This window comes from Rhizobium sp. A37_96 (assembly GCF_053521765.1).
Window position 1 is genome coordinate 141,824 of the sequence record NZ_JBNWDS010000011.1, and the last position, 16,605, is coordinate 158,428.

At 61.4% G+C, this 16,605-nt stretch carries 14 protein-coding genes; 6 read left to right on the forward strand and 8 right to left on the reverse strand.

The annotated features are described in order from the left end of the window. The 8 genes from ACQZ6J_RS23795 to ACQZ6J_RS23830 form a co-directional block, all read right to left on the reverse strand. Positions 1-885, reverse strand: coding sequence for a carbohydrate ABC transporter permease (locus ACQZ6J_RS23795; RefSeq protein WP_449085862.1), 885 nt, complete (start codon positions 883-885; stop codon positions 1-3). Next, complete coding sequence (locus tag ACQZ6J_RS23800; protein WP_163989048.1) at positions 878-1,810, reverse strand: carbohydrate ABC transporter permease; 933 nt, start codon at positions 1,808-1,810, stop codon at positions 878-880. The genes ACQZ6J_RS23795 and ACQZ6J_RS23800 overlap by 8 nt, the downstream gene beginning before the upstream one ends. Positions 1,811-1,890: 80 nt before the next feature. Beyond that, positions 1,891-3,183 (reverse strand): ABC transporter substrate-binding protein, encoded by a 1,293-nt coding sequence (locus tag ACQZ6J_RS23805; RefSeq protein ID WP_449085863.1) that lies wholly within the window; start codon positions 3,181-3,183, stop codon positions 1,891-1,893. Between the two features lie 42 nt (positions 3,184-3,225). After that, positions 3,226-4,224 carry a LacI family DNA-binding transcriptional regulator gene (locus ACQZ6J_RS23810; RefSeq protein WP_449085864.1) on the reverse strand — a complete coding sequence of 333 codons (999 nt, stop codon included), beginning with the start codon at positions 4,222-4,224 and terminating at the stop codon, positions 3,226-3,228. A 249-nt stretch (positions 4,225-4,473) separates the two neighbouring features. Then, positions 4,474-6,198 carry a peptidoglycan D,D-transpeptidase FtsI family protein gene (locus ACQZ6J_RS23815; RefSeq protein WP_163989042.1) on the reverse strand — a complete coding sequence of 575 codons (1,725 nt, stop codon included), beginning with the start codon at positions 6,196-6,198 and terminating at the stop codon, positions 4,474-4,476. Positions 6,199-6,624: 426 nt separating this feature from the next. Beyond that, complete coding sequence (locus ACQZ6J_RS23820) at positions 6,625-7,968, reverse strand: serine hydrolase domain-containing protein (RefSeq protein WP_449085865.1); 1,344 nt, start codon at positions 7,966-7,968, stop codon at positions 6,625-6,627. An 81-nt stretch (positions 7,969-8,049) separates the two neighbouring features. Beyond that, positions 8,050-8,916 carry an ABC transporter substrate-binding protein gene (locus tag ACQZ6J_RS23825; RefSeq protein ID WP_449085866.1) on the reverse strand — a complete coding sequence of 289 codons (867 nt, stop codon included), beginning with the start codon at positions 8,914-8,916 and terminating at the stop codon, positions 8,050-8,052. Between the two features lie 87 nt (positions 8,917-9,003). Then, a complete protein-coding gene (locus ACQZ6J_RS23830) occupies positions 9,004-9,930 on the reverse strand; it encodes a transporter substrate-binding domain-containing protein (RefSeq protein ID WP_449085867.1) in 927 nt (308 codons plus the stop codon). A 522-nt stretch (positions 9,931-10,452) separates the two neighbouring features. Between ACQZ6J_RS23830 and ACQZ6J_RS23835 the strand changes: the two genes are divergently transcribed. The 6 genes from ACQZ6J_RS23835 to ACQZ6J_RS23860 all read left to right on the forward strand — a co-directional run bounded on the left by ACQZ6J_RS23835 (position 10,453) and on the right by ACQZ6J_RS23860 (position 16,584). Further along, complete coding sequence (locus ACQZ6J_RS23835; protein ID WP_449085868.1) at positions 10,453-11,523, forward strand: NAD/NADP octopine/nopaline dehydrogenase family protein; 1,071 nt, start codon at positions 10,453-10,455, stop codon at positions 11,521-11,523. Between the two features lie 29 nt (positions 11,524-11,552). Beyond that, positions 11,553-12,326: a GntR family transcriptional regulator gene (locus tag ACQZ6J_RS23840; RefSeq protein WP_449085869.1), complete on the forward strand. Its 774-nt coding sequence runs from the start codon at positions 11,553-11,555 to the stop codon at positions 12,324-12,326. A 7-nt stretch (positions 12,327-12,333) separates the two neighbouring features. Continuing rightward, positions 12,334-13,794 (forward strand): dihydropyrimidinase, encoded by a 1,461-nt coding sequence (gene hydA / locus ACQZ6J_RS23845; RefSeq protein WP_449085870.1) that lies wholly within the window; start codon positions 12,334-12,336, stop codon positions 13,792-13,794. A gap of 253 nt (positions 13,795-14,047) precedes the next feature. Further along, complete coding sequence (locus ACQZ6J_RS23850; RefSeq protein WP_449085871.1) at positions 14,048-14,575, forward strand: 2-oxo-4-hydroxy-4-carboxy-5-ureidoimidazoline decarboxylase; 528 nt, start codon at positions 14,048-14,050, stop codon at positions 14,573-14,575. A gap of 273 nt (positions 14,576-14,848) precedes the next feature. Beyond that, entirely contained in the window at positions 14,849-15,814 is a 966-nt protein-coding gene (locus ACQZ6J_RS23855) for an amino acid ABC transporter permease (protein ID WP_163989027.1), read from the forward strand. 2 nt (positions 15,815-15,816) lie between these two features. Further along, entirely contained in the window at positions 15,817-16,584 is a 768-nt protein-coding gene (locus ACQZ6J_RS23860; RefSeq protein WP_449085872.1) for an amino acid ABC transporter ATP-binding protein, read from the forward strand. Positions 16,585-16,605: the final 21 nt, after the last annotated feature.

Genomic DNA, 16,605 nt, shown 5'->3' on the forward strand with positions numbered 1-16,605 from the left:
TCAACCTTTTACGGCGGAGCCGATAAATGAGCTCACGAACCAGCGCTGGAACGCCAGATAGAGAGCAAGAATAGGAAGCATCATCAGGACGGAGGCCGCCATGGCGCGATCCCAGTAGATGTTGTCCTGGCCGAAGAACGTGGCGATGGCGACGGAGATGGGCCGCGCATAGTCCGTCTGCGTCACCAGCGTCGGCCAGAGATACTGGTTCCAGCTCTCGATGCCCATCAGGATGGAAACGGTCGCAAGCGCCGGAAGGCTGAGCGGCAGGTAGATCGAGCGGTAGATGCGAAAAACCGACGCGCCATCGATTTCGGCAGCTTCGTAGAGCTCCTTCGGGAGCTGGGCGAAGAACTGGTAGAACAGGAAAATGTATAGCGGGCTTGCCACCCACGGCAGGATCTGCACCGCGAAGGTATCCGTCATCCCGGCGCGCGACATCATCACCACAAGCGGCATGATGATGCTCTCCTGCGGGATGATATAAAGCGCCACCACGAGCGACAGCAATATCGCCTTTCCGCGCAACGATCCCCACGCCAGGACGAAACCGGCCATGGAATTGATGACGAGGCCCGAGCCGACCGTGACCACGAGGATCAACAGCGAATTGGCGAGATAACGCCCGAATGCGAGCTCGCCGGAAAAATGGGCGATCTCCTGGAAGTTCGCCAGCGTCGGCTTCGAAACCCAGAAGGCCCGGAAACTGCCCATGTCCGCGAGGATCTGGAAACGATCCTCCTTGAGGCTGGCTATGAACAGCATGAACAGCGGCGAGATCACCACGAGCGCGATGATGAAGATACAGACGGTCTGCACGATGCGCAGGGATCTCTTGCCGGAACGCACGACGGGCAGGGACTGGGGAAGAGCGATATCAGACATCGAAGCGCCTCAGCAGTTGGCGTTGGAGCAGCGCGATTGCGAGCACGATGACAAAGAGGATGACGGAGACGGCCGAGGCATAACCGAGCTTCTGCTCGCCAAACCCGGATCGCACCATGTAATGGACCACCGTTTCCGTGCTTCCCTTCGGGCCGCCCTGGGTCAGGATCGCGACCTGGGTATAGAGCTTGAAGGCCTGGATGGTGGTGATGACCAGGACGAAGACATGGGTTGGCCTGAGGCCGGGCATCGTCACATGCCAGAAGCGGCCCAAAGCGTTGGCGCCGTCGATCCTTGCGGCATCATAAAGTTCGTCGGGTATGCCCTGCAGCCCGGCGAGATAGATGATCATCTGGAAGCCGTAAGCCTGCCAGGCGGACAACAGCACGATGGAAAACATCGCCCAGCTGGGATCGCCGAGCCAATCGATCGGCTTTATGTGACCGGCGGAGAGAAAGCCGACGATCTGGTTGAGCGGTCCGCTCGGATACTGAAAGAGCGTGCTCCAGACGACGCAGACCACGACCATGGAGGTGATGGCCGGCAGGAAGAACATGCTGCGAAGCAGATTGCGGCAGGGAATCTTCTGATGCAGCAGCAATGCGGTAGCGAAGGCCATGCCGCACTGAACCGGAAGCACCCAAAGAGTGAACCGCGACACGTTCCACAGCGAGGTCCAGAACAACGGGTCGTTGAAGATGCGGATGAAATTCTGCAAGCCGATGAAGCGGACCGGCGTCGGCCTCGGCACCAGCGGCTGGTTGGTCATCGACGTCCAGAACGACAACAGGAAAGGGGCAATCAGAAAGCAGGCCAGCAGCAGAACCGCCGGCGCAATCATCAGTATTTCCTGGGTCAGCCGTCCGGGATCGCGGCGCGTGCCGGGACGCGATCGACCGGCAACGGACGATTGTTGCAATGTCATGGTCTCCTCCTCGCAATGGTCGGGTTTACGGCGTCATTCTTCGGGGCCGGCTTGACGCGCCGGCCCCGGGTAGTAGGGGATCATTGCTGGGCGTCGAAGGGCGGATAGCCGGCATTGTCGTCGATATCCTCGTCGATCTTCCGGGCGGCCTCGGACAAGGCATCCTTGACGTCGCCGCCGTTGAAGGCCTTGTCGACGGCCGTCATGAAGGCCGAGGTGATCGCCGGGTAGGCGGGGTGCGGCGGGCGGGCAACCGCCGTCTTCGAAGCCTGCTCGAAGGCGACCGCCATGGCGCCGCCCGGTGCGTAGAGCGGCGAGTCAGCCGCAAAGCTTCTCAGCCCCGGAAAGGCCGATTCCTGCTTGGCAAAGTCTCGGTATTCCTTGTCTTTCAGCAGGAAACTCAGGAACTTTCCGGCGACGTCGGGATGTTCGGATGTCTTGGTAATGCCCCATATCCAGGTGCCATTCGGGCTGGCGCCCTTGTCGCCGAGCTTCGGCAGCGGCAGGACGACGATATCGTCCTTCATGGCGGCGGCGGCTTCGGCATAGAACCAGTGACCACCGAGCGCGAGCGCGGCCGGCCGACCTTCGGCATAAAACTGATTGGTCCCCGACGATCCCGGAACGACCCAACCGTTCTTTACCCAGCTCTGCATCATGGTCAGCGCGCCGACACATGCATCGCTGTCGAGCGTGCCCGCCGCCTTCCAGGTCTTGCGGTCGATCAGATCGCAGCCGGCACTTTCCAACAGCGGACCATAGGCATAAGTCACCCATTCCGTCTTGATGCCATAACCGCGGAAGATATCGATCGGCCATTTCACGCCATCGAGCTTGGAGAGTTTTTCGAGATAGCCTTCGAATTCCGGGCGGGTCCAGGCATCATCGACCGATTTCGGGATGCGGGCGCCGATCGCCTCCAGATACTTCCTGTTGCCGTAGAGCACGACGGAGGAGTCCGTCAGGCCAACCGCATAGAGAGCCTTGTCGATCGGATAGGTTCCCTGGGAGATATTGGACGCCGTCATGTCGTCGATGATGTCCTTGTCGATCAGCGGCTTGATCGGCTGCAAATATCCGGACCAGACATAATTGGCGAGAAAGGGAGCGTCGATCTCCATGATGTCGGGAAGCTGTTTGGCCATGACGGCAGCGCTGAACTTCTCGTTGTAGGCATCGTGCGGCGCGTAGATGAACTCGACATCGACGTCGGGATTGGCGTCTTCGAAACGCTTTGCGACATCCGCATAGGTTTTGACCCAGCCCGGGTCGCCCTGATGCATCATGTGAATGACGGTCTTTGCATCGGCGAGCGCAGCAGTTGCCATCAGCGTGGCAGAAGCCAGAAGTAATCTAAGTAAACGTTTACCCATAGTACCCTCCTCCTTTTGACAGGTATAGTTTCAGCTAAATTTTCAGACGGAAGACCGTTCCATGAGCTGGAACGGCAATTTCAGCAGTCTGGCCGGACTGCTTGGTCCGGTCAGTAGAATTTCCGCGGCAAGACGCCCCATCGCGCGGTGCGGCAGCGCCATCGTGGTCAATGGCGGGTCGAGGCGGGAGGCGATTTCGACCTGGTTGTCGAAGCTTGCTACGGCCACGTCATCCGGAATTGCAGCCCCGACGCGCCGGAGCGCGGCATAGACCTCCATGGCGACACGATCGTTGCCGCAGAGAATGGCATCCGGGCGATCGGCCGCGGCCATCAATGCCGTGACATGTGCCAGGACCAGGCTGGGGGCGCGATCGCTGTATGTCGGCCGCCGGACAGCGGGAAGAACGGCAAGCGGTGAAAGGCCTGCATCACTCAACACGGTTCGAAAGCCCTGCTCACGCAACTCGCCGGCCAGAAGACCGGGCAGATTGATGAAGGCGATACGCTTCCGGCCCGCCGCAAGCAGATGGCGCGTCACTTCGATCGCGGCCGCCTCTTCGTCCGGCACAAGCGAGATCACCCGGCCACTGGCTTCCCGGCAATTGATCATGACGCCGACGCTTTTGGAAAGCTCCGGCGGCAGCTCGACTGTCTTGTGGTACATTGCGGCATAGGCGATGGCACGCGGACGGAACCTCCGCACTTCTTCCAGAACCGATCCGACATCGCGGTTTCCACTGAGGTTCATGGCAAATACCGCCATTTCCGCCGTTCGCGCGGCACCATCCAGCCCGCGAATGATTTCGGTGGCAAAGGGTGAAGTGATAAGCTCGTCGGCAACGACGCCGATCAGCGGCAGCCACCCTTGCCGCACGCCGCGCGCGGCCAGGTTGGTGACGTAGCCGAGTTCTTCGGCAATCTCCTTGATCCTCGCCCGCGTCTCCTCGGACATGCGGGCGGTGCCGCCATGCAGCGCGCCGGAGACGGTCTTGATGGAGACCCCCGCCCTTTCCGCTATATCCGATAATGAAGCTGCCAACCGCACCTCTCCTTGGGTTATCGATTACCCAATACATTCACCCGAACTTCTTTGTCAACCATCTTTGTCGTTTGGGGCGGCTCTACCCTCGTTCGGCGACCGGACGCGTAGAGTATCAACCAACGAACCGCCGAATGCTGCTATCCGATGAAATCCTGGAGCCCGCTATAGACCACTCATCGAAAGCGGGCTCCGGCATTTCATACGGGGAAACGTCGATTTCCAAAGGACTAATTGGGCGCCGCGAATTTAATAGGAGGCGATCACATTCGTTCCGAAATCCGGCTCGACGCCGAGCATGGGGGCAGCCTGCTTGATGATGTCGCGCACCATGGGCGCCGCCGTGTTCGTGGCGAAGGTCAGGTTATGCTCGCCGGTCAGCGGCTGGTCCACAAAGGCGAGCACGACATATTTCGGATGCTCGATCGGGAAGGCGCCGAGGAAGGAGTTGAAGCTCAGCTTGTGGGAATAGACGCCGTGAATGACCTTGTTGGCCGTACCCGTCTTGCCGCCGACATGATAGCCGGGAACGTTAGCCGGCTTGCCGGAACCCTCCTCGCCGTTCAGCTTGAACAGCGAGCGGATGATATCGCTGGTGCCAGGCTTGACGATCGGGGTTTCCACCTTTTCCGCCTCCTCGATCGTCCGGGGCAGGAAGGTCGGCTCGATCAGCTCGCCGCCATCCATCAGCGCGGCCCCTGCGACCGCGGTCTGCAACGGTGTCGTGGCGACGCCATGGCCGAAGGAAATCGTAATGGAGTTGATCTTCTTCCAGACGCGAGGTTGGGTCGGCATTTTGACCTCAGGCAATTCCGTCTGCAATTTGCTCAAGAGGCCGAAGCGCGTGAGATAGGCCTTCTGATTGTCCATGCCGACGCGATCCATCATCTTGGCCGTGCCGATATTGGAGGAATAGCGGAAGATTTCCGGTACGGTCAGCCATCGGCGCGGCACGTCGTGGTCGTCGTGGATGATGAAGCCACCATAGTGCAGCGGCGCAGACGCATCGAACGTATCCGTCATCTTCACGGCACCGACGTCAAAGGCCATCGCCATCGAGAAGGTCTTGAACGTCGAACCCATTTCGAAGGTACCGTTCGACATGCGATTGAGCCAGCCGTCGCTGCCTGTCGCCTGCGGATCGTTCGGATCGAAGTCAGGAGCCGAGGCCATCGCCAGCACCTCTCCTGTATGGATATCCAGCACGACGGCGCCCGCCGCCTTGCCCTTATAGAGATCGAGCGCATTGGTGACGACGTCGTGCACGACGTTCTGGACGCGCAGATCGACCGAAAGCTTTACCGGCTCCAGCGTGTCGCGGCTCGTCAGGCCCGTGGAATCGAGATCCGAAAGGCCCTGCATGTCGAGATATTTCTCCATGCCGGCAACGCCGTGGTTGTCGATATCGACATAGCCGAGGATATGGGCGGCGGTGCGGCCGCCCGGATAGAAGCGCTTCACTTCCGGGCGGAATCCGATCGCCGGTATGCCGAGAGCGAGGATATCGCTCTGCTGTTTCGGCGTCAGCTGGCGCCGCAGCCAGGCGAAGTGCGAGCGGCTGTCGGCAAGCTTCTTGTACAGCGACTTGCGATCGATGTCGGGGAAAACCGAGGCGATCTTTTCCACCGCTTCGTCCGGATCAACCACACGGTTCGGCTCGGCAAACATCGAGACCGTGCGGATATCGGTCGCGAGCAGCTCGCCATTTCGATCGACGATGTCGGGACGCGCGGCAGTCACATGATCGGGCGGGATCGATGAGGTATCGGCCTTTGGCTCCAGATCGAAATAGGTGAGCCTTGCGAAGATCGCCGCATAGCAAACAACCAGTCCGCCGCCAAGCATCATGATGCGTGCCTTGGCAAGCTTGGATTTGCCTGTAACCCGCGCGGGCGGACGTTGGCGGCCTCCGGGACCAAAGGTGAGCCTTACAAGGCGACCGCTGTTTGCACTTAGAGCGTGAATAATCGACATTACCGATTTGTTCGCAAAGATGGGAAGAGCGGTGTGCCCTTCGATTAAGAATCTTTAAACTTAAGTTGGTTAACAAGCACCTAATGCTAAGTTCGTCTTAGCTTCAGCACCTTCAAAAACAAGTGCTTTGCCGCCCGAGTTCACCCCGATGGAACGGGGGTCTTTCGATTGCAAAATCCGCGCTTAGCGCAACGGTCGCCCCCGCAAGAACGACGCTGCCGCCTCGCATTGCGCTCGTCCACGCGCCTGCAATCGGGCACTGGCTCTTCCATGTCTTCGATCTGGGCGGCGATGCCGGTTTTACCTGGGGCTGCACCATCCGCCATGACGTGACGGTCCGGAAAGTCACCATCGTCGGAGGTGACTCGTGGTGGGTCTGCGATGGTCACAGGTCGCCAGCCAAAAATGCACGCTTCGGATCGAGCCTTATGTCCAGGACCGATTGGTCCTTACGCTTGCGCGCATTCCATCATGAACATAAAGCCGCGCGCGGTCGTCGGGATGACGGAGGAAATGGAGCTCCTTGCCGGTCGAAGCATAGGAATACGGTGCCGTTCGCCGCAACCGCTCGCGGACCGGCTTCGCCCCGCCGCCGGCTTCTACACCGAACCAGTTCATGGCGTCCTGCGGCGAATAGAGTTCCTCGACAGCGATCTCGTCCGGTGCAGTCGTTATGGTCATCGTTGCGTTCAGGCGGGTATATCGACCCGCCAAATTCGTGTCCGCGGGCAACTGCCAATGCGCATAGCCTGACAGCGGATCGGACTGCGGCAACGGCGGCGGATCGGCAAGCCCCCAGGTCGCTCGCAGGATATCTTCGGCCAGCGCGCCGATCTGTGACGCTGCCCAGACGGCATTGGCTGCCACGACCACCGTACCGGGGTGATCTTCGCGCAGCCGCACGGCGCATACCTGGCCGGCAGTGGTTCCATCGTGCCCCCGGCAATAAGATGTTTCACCAAGCCGATAGCGTGCCAACCCCGGTCCCCAGCCCGCGTAACGCCATCCTACGGTTGGTACGATGGGCAACGGAGGCGCCATCAAACGCGCTCGTATGAGCCGCATCAGCCTCGCAATATCGGCGGGAGTCCCGGCAAGTCCTCCGCCGGGTGACAGCGCCGCGGGTGCATACCAATGTGCCGTATGGCGCGCTTCCCCGCCATCCGGCGGCGCGGCGTATCCGGCAGCTATCGGTCGGATCAGGATACGGTCAGGGCGCGCCGAAATGGAGTGCGACCCGAGGAACCGGGCGATACGATCCTCTGCGAACTCCTCCCAGCGCTGGCCGGACAGACTCTCGGTAAGATATCCTGCAAGGACATACCCCGAGTTGGAATAGGAGAAGAGCTCGCCCGGTGGCGCGATCAAGGGCAGAGAGACGATCGCACGGGCGGCGGCCCGGCGGGCGCCCGCCCCCTGGCCCATATCCACCCACCATTGGGAATCCAGACCCGAGGTATGGCTGAGGAGGTGACCGACCGTCGTGTCGTGGAAGGCGTATTCATTGCTCGCCCTGAGATCCGGCGCGATGTCCACGACCGGCGTATCGAGCGTCATCCCCTTGTCCGACAGGGCTTCCACCAGGAGAAAAGCGGTGATCGATTTGGAAACGGAACCGAGCTGGAAGGCGGTCTCCTCGACGACGGCTGCGCCGGTGCGCATATCCGCCGTCCCGGCGCAGAAGCAGCGGATTGTTTGGCCATCGTCGATCGCGACTGAAACGCCGGGCGCGCCGGTCGCGTCAAGCCAATCCTGAAGCAGGTTCAACATGAAAAGATGCTCCCTTCCGGCGCTCGGCGCGCGATGGTTTTCATTGGCTGCACGCAGGAGTGAAGGTCGTGCGACGGTCGATCAGACAACACCGAGATAATCCGTCAGTTGCCTGTCCGATGCCAGAAGTCCGCCGAGCTGCAGGGCCTGCGACCAGCGTGCCAGCTGATCGCGCTGCACCGTACTTGTCGTGGCCCACAGGCCGATTGACTGGTAGAACGCCACGATCGTTTCCAGGCGCTCGGGCGTGTATTGCGGGAAGTAAGGCGCAACGACACGGGCGACCGTATCCGCGCTCTGGGCGGCGAGCCATTTCTGCGTATCGTCCAACGCCGTGGCAAAGCGGTCGAGGACTGATCCCTTGCGCTCGTGCAGCGAGCGATCTGCCATATAGACGCTCCAGGGAAGACGCCCCGCCTGCTGGCAGACGGGCAGAACCACGCGCAACGCATCGTGGAGCGCCACCTCGCCATCGACGAAGAACACATCGCCGACCCCGCGAGTGAACTCGGCAACGGCGTCCTTGGCGGTGAAGCCGAATATCAGCTTGACGTCCCCGAGCGAAAGGCCCGCCTGCGCGAGCGCATAGGTAAAGGCAGCCCATGCCGTCGGCGCCTCGCCCGGATAGACGACGATGCTCTTGCCGCGCAGGTCGGACCAGCCGAACGCCTTGGTCCCGTCCTTGCGCTGCGCCAGCACATGCCGCGTCTGCTGGTTGCTCTGCGCGACGATTACCGGGCTCATGCCGGTTTCCGCCAGCCGCAAGCCGTAGACGCAACTGCCGAGCAAGATATCGACATCGCCCCTGTTGACCGCGCCGACCGTGTCTTCGACCGTGCCGTTGCTCTTGTAGAAAACCAGATCGATCGACCGATCCGCAAACCGCCCCGTCGCCAGACCCGCATATTGCGGGACATAGGCAAGATCGTGCGCGCACGAAATTCTCAAACTATCCATCATTCTATGCCCTGTTCTTCCATTTGCGGGAGGGCGGCAAGCAACCGCCCTCCCGCGGGATGCTGCGCTGTCAGCCGGTCACATCTCGCCGTCTGTCGGCGTGTTGACGCCCACCTTGTCGATGATGACGCTGGGCTGGCCGTAATGTTCGGCAATAGCCGCCAGCGTGCCGTCAGCCTTGATCGCCTTCATCGCCGCCTCGATGGCCGCGGTAAGGCCGGTTTCCGATTTCAGGACACCGAAACCACCGTTCTGCGGGCTCCAGCCATAGGCCCTGTTCGCGGACTTGACGATGCGGAACAGACCGGCATTCTCCTCGGCGGCAACGAGGCTTTCGGCCGCCGACATATTGACGATCTGCGCATCGGCCGAGCCGCTCTTGATTGCAAGCAACGCGGCGTTGGAATCCGGCAGCGTCTTGATGGTGATCTTCGCCTTGCCCGCGCTGCTGCATTGGGGCTGAACCTTGTCGATGAAGGTGGCGAAGACATCCCCGCTCTGGCGGGTGACGATCTTGCCGCACAAATCGGTGAGATCGTTGATCGACTGGTCATGCGCCCGTGCGAGCACGACATTGCCGAGCGTGGTGTAGTCGATGAAGTTGAGCACTTTCTCGCGCTCCACCGTATCGCCCATGGAAGAGGCGATGACCTCGTATTTGCGCGCCTGGATGCCCGGGATAATGCCGTCGAACTGTGTATTGTCGAAGGTGATCGTTACGCCCATCTTCGCGGCGATGGCGTGTGCCACGTCGATATCGATACCCACCAGCTTGTTCGTTTCGTCATAATATTCGAAGGGCGGATAGGGGGCAGAAGTGACGAAGCGCAACGCGCCCTTGAACTTGGCGGGAACGAGGGCGGCGATCGCCTCGTCCTTCGTTATGGTCTTGCCGACCACGGTCTGATCGGTGGCATCGGCAGCCGCGGCTGAAAAGGCGCTGCCGAAGGCCGAAGTCCCGGCCACGAAGGCAACGGCGAGGAATGCGTGTCTGTGCAGTTTCATGCGAGCTTCTTTCTGGTCGTTGGAGAAGTCTGCGGAGAAATTCCTGGATGGCTCATGCTTCGGATCGGCGAGAAGCTCGCCTGACACACTTTCTTCGGCCACCTGCCCATCGGCCATGAAGAGACATTGAAGAGCCCGGTCGATGACCGGAATCTGCGCGAACCTCCCAAGGCGCAAGCCGAAGGCAAAGAGGCAGGTCGCTGCAAGAACTGGATTGGTGCCGGGGAAGAAGGGGGAGCGGCTCGGGGAAACAGACCGCCGAGCGTCGGCCGGCTATTTCCTTTCCGTGCGGCAATAGCATCGCGAGCAGCGACCCGCTTATGAACCTTTCAGTTCATCAGCTTGCCTCTCCCGATTTTTCGCCATGGCTGCCGTGCGAGCCCTCCCTCGCGCTCCTGTCAGCAAGCTTATTCGAGACGCCGCTGCATCGTGTTCCTCCTCCTATTTCGAGTCTTGACAGCTCGAGTTGTCATGTTGTTATGATGACATCACAAATCAAACCTGGCCGCAAGAGGATATTTGATGCAGGATAGATGGTCGTTTGTTGGAATGGGCGCTTCGGGCGCGGGGCTTGCAGCACATGCCACGCTTCGCGGCATGCACGTCGATGCGTGGTATGACGTTGATCCCGCCGTCGAGGCGGCAGTGCGCACTCAAGGAGGTTTCCTCTATTCCGGTATTTTCGGCGAAGGCCTGCTGGCCCTGCCGCCCATGGCGAGCGAACCGGGAGAGCTGGCGCGCGCCACGACGATCATGGTTTCCGTGACGGCGGATCAGCATGAGAACGTCGCGCGCTATCTGGCAAGCGTGCTCACCGACCGTCATCTGGTCGTCCTGCATTGCGGCTATGTCGGCGGAGGACGCGTCTTCCAGCAGGCCCTGCGCACTGCCGGCTGCACGGCCCGGCCGAAAATCGTCGAGACGATCAACTCGCTCCATCTTTCAGGCCGCCCAAGCCCGGCCCACGTCGTCGCGCGCAGCCACAAGCTGTGGCTGGAACTTTCAGGGCTCGCAAGCGGGGATGCGGAATTCGCGATCGAGCGGATCGGCTCCCTGTGGCCGGAGTTGAAAATCGGTCCGAACGCGCTGCAATGCGGCCTTAACAATCCGAACAGCCTCGGCCACCTGCCGGTCATGCTCGGCCATCTCGGCCTGCTGAATTCGGATCACGGCGACCTCACCTGCGGGGTGCTGCATTTCAGTGAGGCCTATACGGATCATATCGTAAATCTTGCCCAGGCCTTCGAAAAGGAGCGCATGGCGGTGGTTCGGGCGCTCGGCCTCACGCCTTTGCCGGTCGCCGATTTCGACGCTCTTGCCTATCCGCCCGGCACACGGCTGGAGGAGGTGCTGCGCTTCGGACCGAAACTGCAGATGCGCTACCTTACCGAGGACCTGCCCTGCGACCTCGTGCCCTTCGAGGGTCTGGCGCGGCTCGTCGGCTGCCCGACACCGTTGACGACGGCGATGATCGATCTTGTCAACGCAGGATTCCGTTGCAATTTTCGCGAGACCGGGCGCACCGTGGAGAAACTGGGAATCGAATGGATTGCCGAACAGGCGCCGACGGTGACGAAGACAATTGCCGGCTAGCGCCGCATCAAACTGGGACGAGGCGAATGATGGGATCACCGATAGCCGGAAAGCTCTACATGCAGGTGCAGTACGATCTGCAACGCCGTATTTCGTCGGGCGAGTTCAAGGCAGGTGAATTGTTGCCGACCGAAGAGCAGCTCTGCCGCGAATATGGCGTAAGCCGCATCACGCTGCGCCGGGCCTTCGACGGGTTGGTGGCCGATCTGTTCGTGGTGCGGCGCCAAGGCGTCGGCACCTTCGTCGCCGCCTTGCGCGATGCGCTCCAGTCGGTCCGCCTGCGGGCCTATCTGGAGGACATTCTCGCGCTGGACCGGCACCTGAGCTTCAAGCTGCTGAACACCGCAACCATCCCCGCCTCCGCCAAGGTCGCCGAGCGCCTGCGCATTCCTGTCGGCGCCGGCGTCTGCCATGAGAATACGATCATTCTCCAGAACGATCAGCCCTTCATGGTGGGCGAAGGCCATTTCCCGGCCAGCCTGGTCTCCGCCATTCACCCCGAAGACTTTGCCAGCCATGAACAGCCGACCGAACGCATCCTGCGGCGCGCCGGCGTCCGCATCGCTTCCGGCGAACAGAACATCATTGCGGCGGCGATACCGGAAGACTTCGCCGCCTACCTCGAACTGGCACCGGCAACGCCGGTGATCGCCGTCGAACGGCTGTATTTCGACGACCGCGGCGCGCCCGTCGCCTTCATCAGTGGCTTCTACCACCCCGAACGCTATCAGCTGACGGCGGACATCGTGCCACGCGGGGGAACGGCGCCGCAGATCATTCCTCTTTCAAAAGATCGGAAATAAGTTTCCCATGTCCCAATTCGACCTCGTCATCCGGGGCGCTCGCTGCGCAACGGCATCGGATATTTTTGTCGCCGATATCGGCATCGTTGACGGTCGCATCCACACGCTCGGCCAGTCGATCGGGCCCGGCCGCCGGGAAATCGACGCCGGCGGGCGTTGGGTACTTCCGGGTGGCGTCGACAGCCATCTCCATGTCGACCAGCGCCAGACGAGCGGCGGACTGACGGCCGACACCTTCACGACGGGCAGCATTGCCGGCGCCTGCGGCGGGACCACGACGATGATCCCGTTCGCGACGCAGAACCGCGGGCAATCGTTGCGTTGGGCCATCGAGGAATATCACGAGCGCGCCGGCGGGAAGACCGCGATCGACTACAACTTTCACCTCATTATCGCGGACCCGACGACGGCCGCGTTGCGCGAGGAACTGCCCGGCATCATCGCCGGCGGCTGTACGTCGCTGAAATTCTTCACCGTCTATGACGACGTGATGCTGAAGGACCACCAGTTGCTGAATGCGATGGCTGCCGCCAGCCGCGAGGGTGCAATGGTGATGGTTCACTGCGAGAATGCCGCCGGTGTCGCCTGGATGACGGAGCAGCTGCTGGAGCGCAATCTTCATGCGCCGAAATACCATCCGGCCGCCCGACCCGCCATCATCGAGCAGGAGGCCATCTACCGGATGACCGCCTTTGCAGAACTGACCGGCGTTCCGCTGATGGTCGTCCACGTCTCAGCCGGCGACTCCATCGGCCTGATAGAGAGCGCACGCCGCCGCGGCGTTCAAGTCTACGCCGAAACCTGCCCGCAATATATCGCGCTCGATTCGACCGATCTCGATCGGCCCGGCCTGGAGGGCGCCAAGGCGCAGTGCAGCCCGCCGCCGCGCTGGCCCGGCAATGAAGCGGCGATCTGGGAAGGACTGGAGAACGGCTTCTTCGACGTCTTCTCTTCCGATCACAGCCCCTACCGCTTCGACTCCTCGGGAAAATTTCCGCATGGCAGCGACGTGCCATTCAACCGCATCTCAAGCGGCGTGCCCGGCGTGGAGACCCGCTCGCCCATCCTCTTCTCCGAAGGTGTCATCAAGGGACGGATCGACATCAACCGGTTCGTGGCGCTCAATTCGACCAACGCCGCCAAGATATACGGCCTCTATCCACGCAAGGGCACCATCGCCATCGGAAGCGACGCCGATCTCTGCATCTGGGACGACCAGTACGAGACGACGATCGCCAACAGCCGCCTCCACCACGCGGTCGATTATACGCCCTACGAGGGGATGCTCATAAAGGGCTGGCCGGCGATCACTATCCTGCGCGGCGAAGTCATTGCGGAATACCATTCTTTCTGCGGCAGGACGGACGCAGGCCAGTTCCTGCCCGCCGAAAAGCGCAGCCGTGCGAAAACCCCGACGCCGACCGAGGTCGAGCTGTCGAACCTGGGCGTATCGCCCCTATATGGATAGCCGGCTCTCTGACGACAGAAATCGTATCCACTACGAATATAATGACTATACATTTTCTTTCAAATATCGTATACATAATTGTCGACAAGCTTGAGGAGGCTGTCACACCCGAATACGATATTGGCGGCTCTTTGGGAGCATTGTGCATCGACACTTCTGGCTGAGGTGGGTGCAATGCGCGGCGCCATGAGCTGCAGTGAGAGGAAGGGATCGGGGTAGCCCAACGGGCGCTACAGCCGAGGGAGGAGACATGATGCCAATAGATCAGACTGCGCCGGACGCCGGCAAGGCGTCGCAAAACCCGGGTTTCGACCGGGCGGGCTTCATCGAAGCCTTCGGAGCCTGCTTTCGCAACGGAGCATTTCTCGCCGGGCGAGCCTTCGATAGCGCGACGGTACCGCTCACGGAGCCGGACAGCATCTATGCAGCCCTGCGGGACCAGTTTCACGCGGCCAGCGTTGCGGAGCGCCTGGAGGTCCTGAAGGCTTACACGCCACTCGATCCGGCCGTAAAAGCGGTGCAAATCGTCGAAAACGAACAGCAATCCTCCGGCTTGCGTGCCATGACGGCAGGCCAGCAGGCGAGGCTGCTCGATCTCCTGCCCCGCTATGCCGAAAAATTCGGCTTCGACGTTATCTTCGTGGTGCGCAACTACTCTACCGCTTCTCTGCTCGCCTCGCTCGAAGAGCGCATACTCGATAGTTACGAGACGGAATTGAGAACGACGTACCGGGAAGTCGAGCAACTGGCGGAGATCCTCGTCAGGTCGCGGCTCTCGTAATCGCAGCCGGCACACCGGCCCGCCTTCCAATGTGACTTTCAACACACCATGCGAACGCGCCGCATCCATATCGGATTGCGTCGCCTGGATAAGCGCGTCTGCCACGCACAAGTATTGTACACAAAAATATTGAAAATTGCATTCATTGGAAAAGCTGAATGCGTTCAATATCGCAGAGACGATCTGGAGGATACCGATGCTTCAATGCCCCAGTAAAGCCGCCCGGATGGAACGGCCACATCCAAATCTTCACGCATCGGGGAGGCCGCATCAATGATAGGACCGGCTCAAGGCAGCCCAAGCGGCACCCCCGCAGACACCCGGAGCTGGGATGTTCCCGACCTGCCCGACGACGCACCCGTCATCCCCCGGCCGCAGCCGTGGACACCGGTGGCGGCCGTCGTCTGCATCCTTCTGTTCGCATTCATCCTGTGGCGCTTCCTGGAGAATCCGGTGGTCGACCGGGCGGTCATCTGGGAGTACCTCTTCAAGGACGTGACCCTGAGGGGCGTCGGCGTCACGCTCTATCTGACGGCGATCTCCATGGTCGCCGGCATCGCCGGCGCGATCCTGCTTGCCGTCATGAACCTGTCCGACAATATCGTTCTGTCGAGCCTGGCGCGGCTCTACATCTCGATCTTCCGTGGTACGCCGCTGCTCGTACAGCTCATCTTCTGGGGCTATCTCGGCATCTTCACCCCGGATATCTCGCTGAGCCTGCCGTGGCTCGGCACCATATTCTCCGTCCCGACTTCCGATGTCGTCACGCCCATGGTGGCTGCGGTCCTGGCTCTCTCGCTCAATGCGGCCGCCTATTCGGCGGAGATTGTGCGCAGCGGCATCCTTTCCGTGCCTCGGGGGCAGCTCGAAGCGGCGCGCTCCGTCGGCATGACGCGGTCGCAGGCTTTCCGCCGGGTTGTGATGCCGCAGGCGCTGCGGGTCATCATCCCGCCGATGGGCAATGAGGTGATCGCCATGCTGAAGGGCACCTCGCTGGTCTCGGTCATTGCGGGTAACGACCTGATGACCAACCTGCAGAACGTCTATTCGCAGACATTCCAGATCATCCCGCTGCTGATCGTGGCCAGCATCTGGTACCTGGCCCTGGTCTCGCTTCTCACCATTCCCCAGTCGTGGCTCGAGCGCCGCTTCGGCCAGTCCGTCGCCCGCCCTCGCGTCCGCCGCCTGCCGGGCCGCCGCCAGGGCCTGCGCCTCGCTGCCATCGCCGGAAAGGCTTGACCATGACCGTTCATCCTCTCGTTCGGGTGAAAACCCTCACGAAATCCTACGGCCACAAGGTCGTTCTCAAGCGCATAGATCTCGATGTGCTCGAAGGCGAGGTCGTCGCGCTGATCGGGCCGAGCGGCTCGGGCAAGAGCACGCTTCTGCGCTGCATGAACCGGCTGGAGGGCCAGGACAGCGGCTGCGTGCTCGTTGCCGGCGAGCCTGTCGGCTACACGCTGCGGGACGGCGAGTTGCACGAGGTTTCGGACAAGCTCCTCTCCTTCCAGCGCCGCTCGATCGGCATGGTGTTCCAGGGCTTCAATCTGTTCCAGCACATGACCGTGCTCGAAAACATCATGGAAGGGCCGACCCTCGTCCTCAAGCAGCCGCGCGCCGAGGTGGAGCGGGAGGCGCGGCGCCTGCTCGATCTCGTCGGCCTCCGCGACTGGGCCGACCATTATCCCGCGCAGCTTTCCGGCGGCCAGCAGCAACGCATCGCGATTGCCCGAGCGCTGGCGATGAAGCCGCGCGTCATGCTTTTCGACGAGCCGACCAGCGCGCTCGACCCCGAACTTGTCGGCGACGTGCTCGAAGTCATGCGGACCCTGGCGCGTGAAGGCATGACCATGATCGTCGTCACCCACGAAATCGGCTTCGCCAGGGAGGTCTGCGATCGCGTGATCTTCATGGCGGATGGAGAGATCGTCGAGCAGGGCCCACCGGGCGAAGTCCTGCTCGATCCGAAGCATGACCGCACCCGGGAATTTCTTCGCAGGCTCCTTTAACAGTCCACGGAAAGGCACTCG